13 protein-coding genes are annotated in these 15358 nt (G+C 67.9%); 8 read left to right on the top strand and 5 right to left on the bottom strand.

What is annotated here, in order from left to right; translation table 11 throughout:
• Nucleotides 1-133: 133 nt before the first annotated feature.
• A complete protein-coding gene (locus AQI94_RS20955; RefSeq protein ID WP_031037650.1) occupies nucleotides 134-5008 on the top strand; it encodes a DEAD/DEAH box helicase in 4875 nt (1624 codons plus the stop codon).
• 378 nt (nucleotides 5009-5386) lie between these two features.
• Here AQI94_RS20955 and AQI94_RS20950 read toward each other — a convergent pair whose 3' ends face one another.
• Nucleotides 5387-5599 (bottom strand): hypothetical protein, encoded by a 213-nt coding sequence (locus tag AQI94_RS20950; RefSeq protein ID WP_031037648.1) that lies wholly within the window; start codon nucleotides 5597-5599, stop codon nucleotides 5387-5389.
• A gap of 370 nt (nucleotides 5600-5969) precedes the next feature.
• Here AQI94_RS20950 and AQI94_RS20945 point away from each other — a divergent pair, with 370 nt between their 5' ends.
• The 3 genes from AQI94_RS20945 to AQI94_RS20935 all read left to right on the top strand — a co-directional run bounded on the left by AQI94_RS20945 (nucleotide 5970) and on the right by AQI94_RS20935 (nucleotide 7104).
• Complete coding sequence (locus tag AQI94_RS20945; RefSeq protein ID WP_031037644.1) at nucleotides 5970-6266, top strand: hypothetical protein; 297 nt, start codon at nucleotides 5970-5972, stop codon at nucleotides 6264-6266.
• A 79-nt stretch (nucleotides 6267-6345) separates the two neighbouring features.
• A complete protein-coding gene (locus AQI94_RS20940; protein ID WP_037941083.1) occupies nucleotides 6346-6738 on the top strand; it encodes an ANTAR domain-containing protein in 393 nt (130 codons plus the stop codon).
• 9 nt (nucleotides 6739-6747) lie between these two features.
• Complete coding sequence (locus AQI94_RS20935) at nucleotides 6748-7104, top strand: hypothetical protein (protein WP_031037638.1); 357 nt, start codon at nucleotides 6748-6750, stop codon at nucleotides 7102-7104.
• Nucleotides 7105-7481: 377 nt separating this feature from the next.
• On the opposite strand, the gene AQI94_RS20930 is transcribed toward AQI94_RS20935, so the two are convergent.
• Nucleotides 7482-7976, bottom strand: coding sequence for an Asp23/Gls24 family envelope stress response protein (locus AQI94_RS20930; protein ID WP_031045166.1), 495 nt, complete (start codon nucleotides 7974-7976; stop codon nucleotides 7482-7484).
• A gap of 390 nt (nucleotides 7977-8366) precedes the next feature.
• Here AQI94_RS20930 and AQI94_RS20925 point away from each other — a divergent pair, with 390 nt between their 5' ends.
• From AQI94_RS20925 to AQI94_RS20910, 4 genes are all read left to right on the top strand, one after another.
• A complete protein-coding gene (locus AQI94_RS20925; RefSeq protein ID WP_031045164.1) occupies nucleotides 8367-8792 on the top strand; it encodes an STAS domain-containing protein in 426 nt (141 codons plus the stop codon).
• A 104-nt stretch (nucleotides 8793-8896) separates the two neighbouring features.
• Nucleotides 8897-9460, top strand: coding sequence for a hypothetical protein (locus AQI94_RS45675; protein ID WP_225890228.1), 564 nt, complete (start codon nucleotides 8897-8899; stop codon nucleotides 9458-9460).
• The gene (locus AQI94_RS20915) at nucleotides 9450-10196 is read left to right on the top strand and encodes an ANTAR domain-containing protein (protein WP_031045159.1); all 747 of its coding nucleotides are present in this window, start codon (nucleotides 9450-9452) and stop codon (nucleotides 10194-10196) included. Before AQI94_RS45675 ends, AQI94_RS20915 begins: the two co-directional genes overlap by 11 nt.
• A gap of 111 nt (nucleotides 10197-10307) precedes the next feature.
• Nucleotides 10308-11024 carry a GAF and ANTAR domain-containing protein gene (locus tag AQI94_RS20910; RefSeq protein ID WP_031045154.1) on the top strand — a complete coding sequence of 239 codons (717 nt, stop codon included), beginning with the start codon at nucleotides 10308-10310 and terminating at the stop codon, nucleotides 11022-11024.
• 556 nt (nucleotides 11025-11580) lie between these two features.
• On the opposite strand, the gene AQI94_RS20905 is transcribed toward AQI94_RS20910, so the two are convergent.
• From AQI94_RS20905 to fxsT, 3 genes are all read right to left on the bottom strand, one after another.
• A complete protein-coding gene (locus tag AQI94_RS20905; RefSeq protein ID WP_051832191.1) occupies nucleotides 11581-11925 on the bottom strand; it encodes an ANTAR domain-containing protein in 345 nt (114 codons plus the stop codon).
• The gene (locus AQI94_RS20900; RefSeq protein ID WP_031045149.1) at nucleotides 11922-12185 is read right to left on the bottom strand and encodes a hypothetical protein; all 264 of its coding nucleotides are present in this window, start codon (nucleotides 12183-12185) and stop codon (nucleotides 11922-11924) included. The genes AQI94_RS20905 and AQI94_RS20900 overlap by 4 nt, the downstream gene beginning before the upstream one ends.
• A 131-nt stretch (nucleotides 12186-12316) precedes the next feature.
• Nucleotides 12317-15337, bottom strand: a complete 3021-nt coding sequence (fxsT, locus tag AQI94_RS20895; RefSeq protein WP_225890227.1) for an FxSxx-COOH system tetratricopeptide repeat protein — start codon at nucleotides 15335-15337, stop codon at nucleotides 12317-12319.
• Between the last annotated feature and the right edge of the window lie 21 nt (nucleotides 15338-15358).

The following is a 15358-nucleotide window of genomic DNA, read 5'->3' as shown; positions in this document are numbered from 1 at the left end:
GCTGGATTTCGCCATCACGCGATCAGCCGTGCGTATCGTCCACGAGTGCCAGTAAGGTTCTGAGCATTTCTTGGTGCGATTTTCTTGGCGCGCGGCCCCGCGTGCCTCCGGCAGTGATGGGAAGCGAAGCGCTGTGGCCACGACCACGTCCGTACACGACGTCATCAGGGCGATCCGCCACGGCTCGATCGGGAGGAACCGTGATCGCGGCACTCGCTTCGAGGAGCTGATCCTCCAGTACCTGAGCACCGATCCTCAGTGGACCGAGCAGTTCAGCCGAGTGTGGATGTGGACGGACTGGCCGGGAGCTGAGCACGACAAGCGCGACACGGGTATTGACCTGGTGGCACAGGACCGGGAGACCGGGGGCTTCTGCGCGATCCAGTGCAAGTTCTACGAGCCCCAGCACACCATTCAGAAGGACGACATCGACTCCTTCTTCACGGCCTCCGGCAAGGGCGGCTTCACCCGCCGCATGATCGTCTCTACGACGGAGAAGTGGGGCGTCCACGCCGAGGCGGCGCTGGACGACCAGCAGATCCCCGTCACACGCCTTGGCCTGTCCGACATCGCCAACAGCCCGGTGGAATGGCGTCTGCCCGCGGTCGACGAGCCCATCGAGCTGACCCTCCAGAAGAAGAAGGAACCGCGAAAGCACCAGCGCGCGGCAATCGACGATGTCTTCACGGGCTTCGCAGACCACAACCGCGGCAAGCTGATCATGGCATGCGGTACCGGCAAGACCTTTACCGGCCTGAAGATCGTGGAACGGCTCCAGAAGGAGCGCGCTGCCGCCGGCGAGGGCGAGCACACATCCGTCCTGTTCCTGGTGCCCTCCATCGCCCTGCTCTCGCAGACCCTGCGCGAGTGGTCATTCGAGGCTGAGGTGTCGCTGCGAGCCTTCGCGGTGTGCTCGGACACCAAGGTCGGCAAGCAGCAGCCCAAGGGCGACGACAAGGACATGGCCACCCACGACCTGGCCCTGCCCGCTACCACCGACCCTGACCGCCTGATCCAGCAGATGGCCAGCGTGGAGGCGGCACCGGGGCTGACCGTGGTGTTCTCCACCTATCAGTCCATCGCCACCGTCTCCGAGGCTCAGAAGAGGGGCCTGCCCCGCTTCGACCTCATCCTGTGTGACGAGGCCCATCGCACCACCGGCGTCACCCTGGCCGGACACGACGAGTCGGCATTCGTGCGGGTCCACGACGACGCGTACCTCGGTGCAGATCGCCGCCTCTACATGACGGCCACCCCACGGATCTACAACGAGGACACCAAGACTGACGCCAAGAACGCCGAAGCCGTTCTGGCCTCGATGGACAACCAGCAGATGTTCGGCCCGGAGTTCCACCGCCTCGGCTTCGGCCAGGCCGTCGAGCAGGGACTGCTCACCGATTACAAGGTCCTCATCCTCACCATTGACGAGGGCGTAGTTGCCAAGACCCTCCAGCAGGGCATCGCCGGCGGATCCTCCGAGCTCAATCTCGATGACGCAGCGAAAATCATCGGCTGCTGGAACGCAATGGCCAAGCGCACCGGCACCTTCGCCGACGGCTCCGGCTTCGGAGAGGAGGAGGCCCCCATGAAACGGGCGGTGGCCTTCGCCCGCTCGATCGCCGACTCTAAATCGATCGCCGACCGCTTCAACGAGGTCGTCGACGCCTACGACGACGCCGACGACGACGTGCTGCACTGCGAGGTCGGCCACGTCGACGGCACCTTCAATACCCTGCAGCGCAATCGGCTCCTTGACTGGCTCAAGCAAGACCCGGGGCAGAACCAGGCACGCATCCTCTCCAACGCTCGTTGCCTCTCCGAGGGCGTCGACGTCCCGAGCCTGGACGCCGTCCTCTTCCTCCACCCCCGCAACTCAGTGGTCGACGTCGTCCAGTCAGTAGGCCGCGTTATGCGCCTGGCCCCCGGCAAGAATTACGGCTACATCATCCTGCCCGTCGCTATCCCCGCGGGGATGTCGCCGGAGGCGGCCCTCCAGAAGAACGAGCGCTTCAAGACGGTCTGGCAGGTCCTCCAGGCCCTCCGTGCCCACGACGACCGCTTCAACGCGACGGTCAACCAGATCGAGCTCAACAAGAACAAGCCCGACAACAAAATCGGCATCGGCAGCATCGGGCCCAACGACGAGACGATCGGCGACCAGGACGGCTCCAGCACCGCCGACAGCGCCCAGGCCGCCAAGGACAAGGAAGCCCAGAGCGCCCAGCACATCCAGGACGCCCTCTTCTCCGTCAGCGACTGGCGGGACGCTATCTACGCCCGCATCGTCGACAAGGTCGGCGAACGCCACTACTGGGAGGACTGGGCCAAGGACATTGCCCAGATCGCCGACCGCCACGTCACCCGCATCAAGGCCGCACTAGCGATCCCCGAGAAGCAGGCCGCCTTCCAAGAGTTCGTCGGCGAACTGCGCGCGACCATAAACCCCGGCGTCACCGATCCCAATGCCATCGACATGCTCGCCCAGCACATCGTCACCAAGCCGGTCTTCGACGCCCTGTTCAAGGACTACGGCTTCGCCGAGCACAACCCGGTGTCCAAGGCCATGCAGCGCATGCTCGACATCCTCGACGACCAGGGCCTGGACGCTGAGGCCAAGACCCTGGAGGGCTTCTACCACTCGGTGAAGGTCCGTGCCGAAGGCATCGACAACCACGAGGGCCGCCAGCGCGTCATCGTCGAGCTGTACGACAAGTTCTTCAAGACTGCCCTGCCGAAGACCGCTGACGCGCTCGGCATCGTATACACCCCCATTGAGGTCGTCGACTTCATCATCCGCGCGACCGAACAGGCCATGGCTAAACACCTCGGCCGCTCCCTGTCGGACGAAGGTGTCCAGATCATCGACCCCTTCGTCGGTACGGGAACCTTCCCAGTACGCCTCCTCCAGTCCGGCGTCATCAAGCCGGAAGACCTGTTGCGCAAGTACACGAGTGAGCTGCACGCCAACGAGATCGTGCTCCTCGCCTACTACATCGCCGCGGTCAACATCGAAGCTGCATTCCACGACCTGGTCGGCGAAGACTACAAGCCGTTCGAGGGAATCGTCCTCACCGACACCTTCCAGCTCGCCGAGGGAACCACCAAGCTCGATGGAATGGAGGTTCTGGAAGGCAATAGCGAGCGTGCCAAGAAGCAGCAGAGTCAGCCGATTCGCGTTGTTATCGGAAACCCTCCCTATTCGGTAGGGCAAGAGAGTCAGAACGACGACAATCAGAATGTGAAATACGAAGTCTTGGATCGTCGCATCCAGGATTCCTATGCTGCCCTATCAACGGCGACGCTGAAGCGAAATCTCTACGACTCTTATATTCGCGCCATCCGGTGGGCATCGGATCGAATCAAGGGTGAAGGGGTAATCTCCTTTGTGACCAATGGAGGTTACATTGACGGCAATAGCTACGACGGACTTCGTAGGTCTCTGACCGAGGAATTTAGCGCTGTCTACTGCTATAACCTTCGCGGCAACCAGAGGGACGGAGACTGGCGGAAGGAGGGAGGGAAGATCTTCGGGGAAGGGAGTCAGACCTCCGTTGCCATCCTGATCCTCGTAAAGGGAAAGGGCGGGGTGAGCGCCGGTGAGCTCAACTATCGAGCCATCGAAGATTCACTCACCCGCGAGCAAAAGCTCAGCCTCATTGGCAGCCAGAGTCTTGAAACGCTGAATTGGCAGCTTATTGAGCCGAATGGTGATGGCGACTGGATCAATCAGCGAGACGAAGCGTATTCAGAATTCCAGCCCATCAGTCTGAAGGACCCTGCATCGGTCGACGTTAGCCCGGTCTTCGGATTTCACTCCAACGGAGTCGTAACCGGGAGGGATACGTGGCTATACGACTTTGATCGTGGGAAGCTTGTGGGGAAAGTCGAGTCAATGATGGAATTCCACAACTCTCAGGTGCGTGGATTTTCCGAGCATTGCCAATCCAGGGGAATCGTGGCGCCCAAATCTGCAGACGCCAAGGCGTATATGACGTTCGATCCGAAGCGTATTAGTTGGAACCGCGCGGATGAAGGGGCGATCGCTAAGGGGCGCCTGTACACGTTTCGCGAGGAGGGCATCTTCACTGGAATGTATCGCCCCTTTACGAGGCAGTTTGTTTACGTCGACCGCCAGGTCAATGCAACCGTTTCGCAGATTCCCCAAATTTTCCCCACTCCTAATCACCGGAACGTCGGCTTCTACATCACTGGAATGGGCTCAGATGAACCCTTCTCGGTGCTAATTACCGATAGCGTCCCCGATCTTCATGCCGTGGGGACGAAGAGTGTTGGCCCACACTTTCCACGCCACATTTATCGCCAAGTGACAACAGGGGACGACCTTTTTTCATCCATCGATGTCGGGGGTGACGGGTTTGAACAAGTCGATAACGTTACGGATTCCGCGCTCCGCGACTATCGCCATGCCTTTGGTGATTCGTCACTCACTAAAGACGACGTCTTCTACTACGTTTACGGCCTGCTCCATTCCCAGGAGTACCGCGACCGCTACACCGCGGACCTGAAGAAGTCCCTCCCTCGCATTCCCAAGGTGCGTGACTTTCGCGGCTTCGCCGAGGCCGGCCGCAGGCTCGCAGATCTGCACATCAACTACGAGCAGGCCGAGTCATACGGTGGCATCGTTGAGAGGGTCACCGGTGATGCCTCGGGCACCTCGCCCGCAGAGCTATATAAGGTCGGGAAGATGAAGATCCCCAAGGTGAAGGGGAAGCCGGACCGATCTACGATCGTCTATAACCACCGCGTGACCCTCACCAACATTCCAGAGGAGGCGTACCGCTACCAGCTCGGTACCCGCTCTGCGATCGAGTGGATCATCGATCGTTACCAGGTCAAGGTCGACAAGGCATCGGAAATCACCACTGACCCCAACGACTGGTCCGACGACCCGCGCTACATCATCGACCTCCTCAAGCGGATCGTGACGGTCAGCCTGGAGACGATGAAGATCGTGGACGGACTGCCGCCGCTGGACATCCTCGAGTAGGGCGTGGTCCGGGCAGGCGCTAACTGGCTTGCCCGGACCACGGTTCTGCGTGAGCGATGCGTGAGCGGACGAGTCAGCACCCGTTGGATTGAGCGTTACATCAGCGAGGGTCGAGAAGTCTCTGACCAGGCAAAACCGGATCGAGCGTGATCACGGATCACCACCCGTCACGATCATGCAGGCCCTCGTAATGCGTAGGTCTCGGGTTCGAATCCCGAAGGCGGCTCCACCAGTACCCCAGGTCAGGCTTCTGATCTGGGGTTTCTTGTTGTTCGTGCTGTCTCGTCCGGCCGGGGGGGGGTCCGGCTCTTGGGCTGCGTAGACGGAATGCGTAGGCCTCCGCGCCGTCGAGCGCCTGCGGCGGACGCGTGCTGCCGGTCAAGGCCCGGCGACCTCCCCTGCCAACGCGGCGTCCACACGGGCGGGTTCTGGGAGCTGCACCGGGACCACCGAGGTGAGCGGAGGCTCGGCGGGAGAGGCGGCCGGCTCGGTCTGTGGCGAGGGCAGGATGCGGTCCTCCCACCAGGAAAGGGCCATCACGGCGGCCAGCAGGATGAAAGCGGTCGAAGCGGGAACGATCAGGGCGTACATGTGTACCGCCTGGTATGGGATGCGTGCGACGCGGCGGGCGGGAGATCGGTGCCTGCCCGGGGGCATCGGGATTTGCCGGTGTGACGACGGGCGTGACGGGAGCGGCCGGGCTTGAGGCGGGGCGCGTTCCGGCACCGATGCTCCAGGGTGCGCCCCTGGGGCGCGTGCGGTGCGACGCTGCCGGGGGCCGGGGCGGCATGGCGCACGCTAGCCCGCGCAGAGGATTTCCGACAGGTGCCAAGTGGCCGGCCGTGCCGGGCGGGAAGCGCTGCCGCCGCACGGTATCCGCAACCCTCGGACAGGACTACGCTGTGCAACGAGGCCCCAGTCCCCGGTATCGAAGCTGTTTTCCGCTCCCGGGGAGGCCACCGTGTTCGTTCTGCTCCTCGTCCTCATCGCCGTTCTGTTCGGCTTCGGCTTTCTTCAGCCCATGTGGTGGGCGGTGGCGGCGGTGCTGGTCTACGGCGCGATCCGCCAGAGCCGCCATCGTGGCGGAGGCCCAAGTCGCGGCGGCGGTTCCGATCGCGAAGGCTACCGAGCTCCTCGGGACTACCGGGACTATCGGGAGCGCAGGGATCGTCAGGACCGCTGGGACCGCCGCTACACCCGCCAGAACCGGGCGCGACTACGGCGCGAGAACCGTCGGGACCACGAGCTCCACAACTGAACCGTGCCGCGGCAGGCAGCCGCGATCCGGGAGTGCTCCGCTCCACCGGAGAGATCGAAATCGTGAAGAGGAACGAGCCATGCAACGCACGACTCTGCTCCAAGAGGACTGGTGGAAACTGCGAGCCGAAGCCACATGGGGGAACGCGTCGGCGGGGCAGGACCTCGACGCACTTCGCGCCGAGAACGACCAGCTGCGGCGGGCGCTGGCCGGCCGCGCGGTCATCGACCAGGCACGCGGCATGATGATGGTCCTGACCCCCTGCAGCCGCGGGGCCGCCAGGAACCTGCTGGTCGACATCTCGCGGCAGTGTCACACCAAACTGCCTCAGGTGGCCGCGGCCCTGGTCGCCGGCTGGGAGGGCAGGCCGCTTCCGGAGCAGATGCAGCTGGCGCTGCGGAGTGGGCTGCGGCGGCTGCACGCGGAGGACCGACGGTGCGCATCGTCATCGGCCGATGAGTCGGCCAGGTAGGGAGAGGCCATGATCCACGCTGCCGACGTCCGGGAATGGCGCAACCGCGACGTGCTCGATCCTGAATCGCACAAGATCGGTGTCCTGGAGACGGTCTATGTGGACACCACCACCGACGAGCCGGTCATGGCCACGGTGCGGATCGGACTGCCCACCCGGCACCGTCTGGTCTTCGTCCCCCTTGGGAACGCGATCGCCGGTCCCGACTATCTGAAGGTGGGCTACGTCAGGAGGCTGGTGAAGGAGGCTCCTTCGATCGGCACCGACGGCGTGCTCCCCGCCGACCAGGAGGAAGGGGTCTTCAAGCACTACGGGCTGCCCTACCAGCCCGGTGCGGCCGGCGAACGGCAGCTGGCACGCCGCTGACCCGCCCTCGGACGGGAGGGCGGGCGTGGTCGCCGGCCCGGCGTCCCCGCCGGTGAGCCCGTCCGGCTCGCGGCGGACGGCTCCCGGTCGCCGTCGGCCTCGGATCGGCTTTCCGCGGCGTCCTCTCCCTCAGCCCCAGCCCATCGATGCCGCTCGTGCGCGACCGCCCGAGCCCGCGCGGCGGGTTGTCAACTCCCCGGGCAGGAAAAGTCGTTGGACTCCATCACCGCGGACGTCGCGGCGCTGACTCCGATCCTGTGGATGGCCCTCTACCGGTTCGACGCCGACCCGGCCCGACAGCACGGTCATCCGGGTCCATGACGCGGCGAACCGGCTCTCGGGCCGGTCGCGTGATCGGCCGGGCCGACCGGGCGTCCCTAATACACCCGGTCCTCGCGGGGCTCCTGCGTGTCCTCCTCCGGCAGGTGCACGTCGTTGACCGCGATGTTCACCTCGACGACCTCCAGTCCCGTCATGCGTTCCACCGCCGTGATCACGTTTTCCCGGACCTCTGCGGCGAGGTCCGAGATGCTCACGCCGTAGGCGACGACGACCTGGAGATCGATGGCGGTCTGCTTCTCACCCACCTCGACCTTCACGCCACGCCCCGCGCTGGGATGGCCGCCCGGGACCCGGTCGCGCATCGCGCCCATGGTGCGGGCGAATCCGCCACCCAGCGCGTGGATCCCCGGGACCTCCCGTGCGGCGATGCCGGCGATCTTCTCCACCACCCCGTCCGCGATGGTCGTCCGGCCGCGGGCCTCCGGCGGTCCCTGGAGCCGGGGGCGGGAGGATCGCAGCGTCGTGCCCAGGTCGGTGCGAGGCTCTCCCGGGCCGGGCTGGGGCACGGTCGAACCGTTCGGCTCCGTCATGTGAAGCCACCTCCTCGGGTGGTGCACGGACTGACGTGCCCGGTGGCCGTCGGCCACCGCGTTTCGCGCCTCTTGCCCAGTACCGCGCTACGCGAGGGGCATGCCCGCGTACGGGGTCGTATCACGGCCACGTTCCAGGCGTTGGGACCAGACGGGCCGGCGGACCCCACCGGACGGCGCCGGGGACTATGCTGCTGAACGGACGTCCCAGACCCCGGCGGCTTGTCGTTCCTCGATACAGATGACGCGGGAAGCGGATGCGCAGTCCGTCACCTGGCACATCCCAGGAGAGAACTGTGCGGGTCCCCGTCCTGTCGCGCAGGCGGCCGGACCTGGCACCGTTCCCGCTCCGCCGAACGTACTCCCGGCTTTCTTCCGAACCGAGGCGTCATGCCCCTCCCACAGCTCGTCGTGTACCGCCATGACCGAAGGAAACGGGCGCTGATCACCCTGGCGGGTGAGATCGATCTGGAATCCGCGCCGTTGGTGCGCGCATCCCTGGAGCTGTGCTTGCGGGACGGCATCCGCGCCATCGACGTCGACCTCAGTCCCGTCGGTTTCTGTGACTGCAGTGGCCTCAACGTCTTCCTGCACGCCGCGCAGCGGACCACCGCGGCGGGCGCCACGCTGCGCCTGCACCACCCGCCTCGGATGTTCGCCCTTGTCGTCGGCATCACCGGCTGCGGGTTCCTGTTCCTCGGCCTTCCGCCCGACACCGTGCCACCTCCCCTCGACGACACCGCGGGCATGCCCGCTCCGGCCTCGCCGCACCGGTCCGTGTCCCACGCGCGTCTCCTCCCGGACGATGTGCGATGACGGCCGGACCCAGGCCGGGACAGTCCCGGAAGCCCGAGGACGCCGAGTCCTGTGCTGTGGCTCCGACCCGGTTGCGTCGGGTGGAACGTCAGCTGGTGGACGGCATGCGTGAGGATCTGGCCGAGCTGTACCTGGGCTCTCTCCCCACGGCGCCGGGTGACGCGTACCGCCGTTGTCACCGCCAGGACTTCCTGAACCGGCTCTTCACCGACATGCGCCGGCCGGAATGCGCGATGGTGATCGCCGAGACGGAGGTCCTGATGGGATGCGCCTTCGGGTTCCCGGTGGACCGTGACGGCTCCTGGTGGCTCGGCTTCGACGGAGTCCTGCCGCGCGGTGTCGGGCAGCTCACGGTGTCCGGCAGGGTCTTCGCGTTCACCGACCTATTGATCCGCCCGCATCCACAGGACCGGGAACTGGCACGCCGTGTGCAGGAGCGGCTGCTGACCGATCACCGGGCCGCACTCGGCGCCACGCTGGTGGACCGGGCCGATCACCCGACTCTCGCCGCGCTCCGCTCCTGGGGCTGGCTGGATGTCGGACAGCTGCGCAGGACCTTGGGCGCCACCACGTTCCGCGCGCTGGTGCTTCCTTTCACCGAACGCACGACGGCGAGGCCGCAGGGCCTTGCCACGATGTCGGGAGGCGGTGGCACGGGTGGGCCCTGAGAGCAGGTCGGCACGCATCCACCTGCTGGTGGCCGAGCAGGCGGCCCGGCGCGGTGCCCGAGTCGCCGTGATGGACGTGTGTGCCGCTGCCGTGGCCGCGCTGCCGGTCGGCGGGGCCGGGCTGTCGGCGATGTCCAGGGCCGCCCCGAGCCACCCGCTGTGCAGCACCGACGACACCAGTGAGCAGCTCGAGGAGCTCCAGCTCACCCTGGGTGAGGGGCCCTGTGTGGACGCCTTCCTGCACGGCTCGGCCGTTCTGACACCCGATCTGCTGGCCCGTGACCTGCAGGACCGATGGATGGTGTTCGCCGAGGCGGCCCTGGAGGCCGGGGCCCGCGCGGTCTTCGCGCTCCCTCTGCAGATGGGGGCGATCAGCCCGGGAGTTCTGGACCTGTACGCCCGTGCGCCGGTCCGGCTGGACGCGGAGGAACTGGCGGACGCTCTGGCGTTCGCCGATCTCGCGACGCTGGTGCTGCTCGACACGCGCATTGACGAGGCGGGCGGACCGCGCAGTCACCCCTTCGAGGATCTGGGCGCGTACCGGGCGGAGATCGACCAGGCCAGCGGGATGCTCACGGTGCAGCTCGGCGTCGGCATCGAGGAAGCCTTCGTCCGGCTCCGCGCCCATGCCTATGCGCGGGGACGCCGGCTCGCCGACGTGGCCGCGGACGTGGTGGGCCGCCGGCTTCGTTTCCCACCGGACGCGGAGCCGGACCAGACCGGCCAGGACACCTGATGTGTCGGTGCCGACCGAGGAATGTGCCGACCGAGGAACGTGCCGACCGAGGAACGTGCCGTGCTTCCCGTCCGTTCGGACCGGGACTAGTCTTCATTGAGGGTGTCCACGATGGATCAGCAACTCCTGGCCAAGACCTTCGTCGAACTGGCGGACAACCTGGTCGCCGACTTCGACCTCATCGATTTCCTGCGCCTGCTGACCGACCGCTGCGTCGGCATGCTGGACGCGAGCGCCGCCGGGGTGCTGCTCGCCGACCGGGACGGCAAACTCCGCGTGATGGCCGCCTCCGACGAACAGGTCCGGCTGCTGGAACTCTTCCAGCTCCAGAACGACGAAGGCCCCTGCCTCGAGTGCTTCCGCAGCGGCGCACCGGTGATCATCCCCGATCTGACCCGGGAGATCGACCGCTGGCCGCGTTTCGTCACGGCGGCCCACCGCAGCGGATTCGGGGCGGTCCAGGCGCTGCCCATGCGTCTGCGGGAGGAGACCGTGGGCGCCCTGAACCTCTTCCGTGTCGCGCCCGGCCCCTTCGACGCGGCCGCCACCCTCGTGGCCCAGGCGCTGGCCGACGTCGCCACCATCAGCCTGCTGCAACAACGCACCGCACAGCGCAGCACCGTGCTCAACGAACAGTTGCAGACGGCACTGAACAGCCGGGTACTGATCGAACAGGCCAAGGGGAAGCTCGCCGAACGCCAGGGCATCGACATGGAGCAGGCGTTCAGCGCGCTGCGCGGCTACGCCCGCGCCCACAACCGCCGCTTGGCGGACGTGGCCCGCGCCTTCATCGAGGGCTCCGAACCCCTTGCCGAGCTGCGGTCCTGACCCACTCCGCACCCCAGCCGACGCGCATCGGAACGCCGCTCCTGCGCCGGGAGCCGTGGGCCGGACGGCCGCCGCCGCACGACGGCGGCCGTCCGGAGCGCGAGGAACGGGAGGCCCCCCTCCGCCGTGCCCTCGCGCGTTGTCCTCCGCAGCGGCGGGACTGGTGGGAACACCCCGTCTGGTAAATGCCGAGAGGACTGGGGCTGGAGCCGCTCTGTCCGGCGATGCGGCTCCGGCCGGGCCTGTCTTCCGACTCGGGGGCTGGGAGCCTGAACGGGGAGACCTGCTGGTACCTGGAACGGTCGCGGTCCGGTCTTCCCTGGGTGCAGCCTAGAGCAGATTCAGGAGCGGCGGAACAGGGCCTGACGTACGTGTGCTCGTCCCGGGTGAGCGGCGGCGACGGTGGGAGTGCCCGTACCCGGCCTGTGGCCGCGGACTGTCCGCCTCGCCGGGCTTGTACGGCCGCGTGACGGCCGGTACCTGCGGCACGCTCGGCCGAAGGGACGGCGCCCTGAGCGAAGGACCCGGCAGGCCGGCCGCCTGGCGTGTGCCCGTGTCATCCCCGGTTCGTACGACGGAGGCGCCGCAGTGCCTGGCGCAGCTCCTGCCGTACCGGCGCCGGAAGTGCCTCGTCCCCGGTAGTGGCGACCAGGGACGCGGCCACGTCCCGGAGCTTGATGTTGCAGCGCTGCGACACGTCCACCAGCAGGTCCCAGGAGCTCTCACTGGTGCAGGGCGCCAGGGCCATCACCATGCCGCACGCCTGGTCGATCACCGCACGGCTCACCAGCGCCCGCTCCAACTGCTCCTTGGAGCAGCGCAGTTCGTCGAGCTCGGCCAGCAGTGCCGCAACCCCGTCCGCGGACAGCGGCTGCCCTTCGCGGGGCGGGATGGCGGTCACCTGCGAGGCTCGCCGTCGGCTCGACGGGCCGCGCGCCTCCGGCGCGCCCGATGCCGAGGACGGCACCGCCCCTGCCCGTGGTCCTGATGCTCCCCGGGACCGGAACCGCCGTCACGGTCCCAGCCGCCGCCTGCACCACGGCGCCCGTACTGGGCGGTGACGGCCACCACCACGACGGAGGCCGCTGCCATCCACCAGACGGAGCTGAGGAAGCCGAAGCCGAACAGGACCACGATGACGATGAGGAACAGGGCGAACACGGCGGCCTCCCGCAGCGGAGTCTCACTGCCGGGGGCCGGGGCCTGTGCGAACAGGGTATCCCTGCCCGGAGGCGGCCGGGGCGCCGCGTGCCCGGAGCCCTGAGACGCCCCGCAAGGGATGTGACGCAGACTCAGGGATGACGTCCGTCCGGGGCCTCGCCCGGCGCCGGGCCGGGATCGTCACCCAGCTCCTCCTCGATCCGTTGGATGAGGGGGTGATCCGTGGGGTGCACCCGCAGGTAGATGTCCCGTGCCGTGGTCAGGTCCTCCCGCCAGCGGAGGGGGTCGGCCCCGCTTCCCTTGCGGATCAGGGCCCGGCGGTAGCGGGCCTCGGCGACGTAGGGGTGCTGGGAGCCGTACTTCTCCGTGTAGATGCGGATCGCGTTCTTGACCTCCGTCAGCGCTGCCTCACTGTTGCCCTGGTCGTGGAGGAGATGCGAGTAGCGGACCAGGGCGCAGGCCCGGTCCGGGTGGTCGCGGTCCCCGTCCATGTGGGGGGCCGACAGCACCTCGTCGAAGATCCGTTTCGCCTCGGCGAGGAGACGCTCGGCCTCCCGCTCTCCGGGTGAGGAACGCTCGCGGGCGGGGGAGCGCCGGTCGTCCCGTCCCCGGTACCGCGCCGCCCGCTGCCGGAGCGTCTCGCCCAGGTGGACGGAGGAGGAGAGCACGACCGGGTGGCCGACCGCGTAGCCGGCGCACTCCAGGACGTCCAGTGCGCTCCTGAGATGCTGCTCGGCCCCCTCCAGGTCCTCGGAGTCCAACAGGGCGAGCCCGAGCGCCTGGTGGACGAACGCCGTACGGTTGCGTCGCGCGGGCTCGCCGTCTCCCGGTGCCCGCTCCAGCAGGTGGAGCGCCTCCCGGTGCAGGTTCAGCGCCTCGCCGAGCCGCCCCTGCCGCCAGCGGACGAGGCCGAGATCGCACAGACCGTCGGCGATCTTCACCGGGTCGGTCTCGGACAGCCTCCGCAGTCGCAACAGCGTCTGGTCGGCGGCCTCGGACGCCCCCTCGAAGTCACCGAGTTCCCGCAGAACCCGCCCCAGTTGCATGCGGCTCTCCAGCGTGCGGGGGTCCCGGTCGCCGTCCAGGCGCAGTCGTATCTTGAGCGCGTCCTCGGCGAAACTGCGGGCTTCGGGCAGCTCGGCGCTGAGCACCTTGAGCCGGCTGAGGGAGACCAGGGTGTTGGCGACGAGCGAGTTCTGGCGGCCCCAGAGGTTCTCCCGCTGGCGCAGGGCGTCCATCAGGAGCCGCTCCGCCTCGGTGCGGTCGCCCTGCACCCGGAAGTACTCGCCCATGCTGTGCAGCAGGGTCGAGGTGTTCTCGTCGACGAACCCGAGCCGTCCGCAGTGGTCCAGCACCACCCGGGCGTGCGGGAGCAGTTCGACGCACTGCGGCCAGGTGCTCTCCTGCTCCGGGTCCTCCGGGAACCATCCGTTGACCAGGCACACCGCGGCGGCCGCGTGGAAGGTCTGTTCCTCCTCCGGCATCTCCTCGCGGATCACGGCCTGCACCTGGGTGTGCATGACCAGCTTCGCCTCGCCGGTGAGCAGCGAGGAGTTCCTGGCCGTGTCCTTGATGCGGCGGTCGCGGGACGGCTGGGCCAGTCCCTCGGCGAGGGGCCTCGGCAGCAGGTCGGTGCGCTGTCGGCTGGTCTCGAAGAAGTAGCTGGGGATGCCCTGCGGCGCGAGGAAGGCGCACAGCCGCAGCAGCAGTCCCGCGAGCGCGTCCTTCGTCTCGGCCTGGTTGAAGGAGTGGATCCAGGCCGGGGCGCCGCTCGGGCTCGTCTCGGGACGGATCGAGGGGGCCGCCTGCGAGGGGACGTCCAGGGCCTGGAGGTAGGCGTCTATGTCGGGCTCGTGGCGCAGGGAGGCCGCCGCGGGCTCCAGGGCGAGCGGCAGCCGGCCCAGCCGGTCGACGATCTTCGCCAGTCCGGCCTCGTCGTCGACCCCGCTCTCGTTGCGGAGGAACGACACGGCCTCCTCCGCGGTGAACGCCTCCAGGGCGATGCGGTGGTGGGGAGCGCTGCGCTGCCAGACCGGGTTGACGGAGGTGATCAGGACCTGGCCGCCGTTCCCGGTGTCGGGCAGCAGCTGCCGGATGGTGGAGTCGTCCTCCGCCCCGTCGTAGATCAACAGCGCTCTGGTCCTGGGTAACTCGTTGGACAGCAGGTGCTGGAGCGTCTGTTCGGGGTCGCGGTCCTCGTGCTGTGCCCGTGCCCCCGGCTGCTGGTCGCGCAAGTCCTGGAGCCGGTGCGCCAGGGCGAGCAGGCTCGCGCGGGCGGTGGGGGCGTGGGCGGCCTCGACCCGCCAGATGACGTCGAAGAGATCCTCGTACCGGCGGGCGTACTCCAGGGCCAGCCGCGTCTTGCCGATGCCGCTGAGGCCGTGGATGGCGCAGGTGCGGCCGCCGCCCGAGACGTTCACCGTGCCGAGGACCGCGCGCAGCAGGGCGAGTTCCTCGCGCCGCGCCGCGAAGTGCGAGACCGCCCGCCGGTCGAAGTTGGTGACCAGGGGGCCGATGGCCGGATAGCGCGGTTCGACCTCGCCGACCACGTGGGAGGCCGTGTACTCCGGAAGGGGGACCGCGCCGGCCTGGTGCAGCCGCGCGTCGATGGTGGCCGCCGCGTCGTCGGCGGTACGGCCGGCCAGCGTCAACACCTCGCAACCGGCCCACCGGGTGAGCGGCGGGTCGTGGTGGGCGGTCACCAGGGCGAGTACGGACTTCCCGCGGGCGCGGGCCACGCGCGTGTGCTCGGGCGGGTGATCCGTGTCGTCCAACGCCCGGGACACGATGATGAGTTCGTGATCGGGGGCGACCTCCGGCGGCTGCGGGACCAGGTGTTCCACCGGTGCCCACGGCCGCGTGGAGGTGAGATACCCGATCCGCCTCAGCCGCCAGGCCAGCCAGTGCGCCCACGGTTCGTCGCCGTGCGGATGGCTGATCAGCACCTGCGGCGGAGTTCCCGCGGCCCGCGCCCGCAGGGAGTTCCCCGAGTAGGCGCCCAGGCCGGTGCCCGCGGCCAGCAGGCAGATCACCAGGAACTGCGCCCATCCGCCGACGAACTTGACCCCGGCGAGGGCGCCCGCGGCGACCGCCGTGCCCGTGACCGCCAGCACCTGGTCCAGACGTCGCTTGCCCCGACTGTTACGGCGCATGGGATCCCCCCGCCCGACACC

It is taken from the genome of Streptomyces pseudovenezuelae (genome assembly GCF_001513955.1).
Lineage (GTDB): Bacteria > Actinomycetota > Actinomycetes > Streptomycetales > Streptomycetaceae > Streptomyces > Streptomyces pseudovenezuelae.
The sequence above is the reverse complement of the archived record's forward strand: the minus strand, read 5'-3'. Positions and strand labels throughout refer to the sequence as shown.

Excerpts from the sequence above, each read along its gene's own strand:
- AQI94_RS20935 (WP_031037638.1), top strand. The coding sequence starts at position 6,748 with ATGATCCACGCTGCCGACGTCCGGGAATGGCGCAACCGCGACGTGCTC.
- AQI94_RS45675 (WP_225890228.1), top strand. The coding sequence starts at position 8,897 with ATGCGTGAGGATCTGGCCGAGCTGTACCTGGGCTCTCTCCCCACGGCG.
- AQI94_RS20910 (WP_031045154.1), top strand. The coding sequence starts at position 10,308 with ATGGATCAGCAACTCCTGGCCAAGACCTTCGTCGAACTGGCGGACAAC.
- AQI94_RS20950 (WP_031037648.1), bottom strand. The coding sequence starts at position 5,599 with ATGTACGCCCTGATCGTTCCCGCTTCGACCGCTTTCATCCTGCTGGCC.
- AQI94_RS20940 (WP_037941083.1), top strand. The coding sequence starts at position 6,346 with ATGCAACGCACGACTCTGCTCCAAGAGGACTGGTGGAAACTGCGAGCC.
- AQI94_RS20930 (WP_031045166.1), bottom strand. The coding sequence starts at position 7,976 with ATGACGGAGCCGAACGGTTCGACCGTGCCCCAGCCCGGCCCGGGAGAG.
- fxsT (WP_225890227.1), bottom strand. The coding sequence starts at position 15,337 with ATGCGCCGTAACAGTCGGGGCAAGCGACGTCTGGACCAGGTGCTGGCG.
- AQI94_RS20925 (WP_031045164.1), top strand. The coding sequence starts at position 8,367 with ATGCCCCTCCCACAGCTCGTCGTGTACCGCCATGACCGAAGGAAACGG.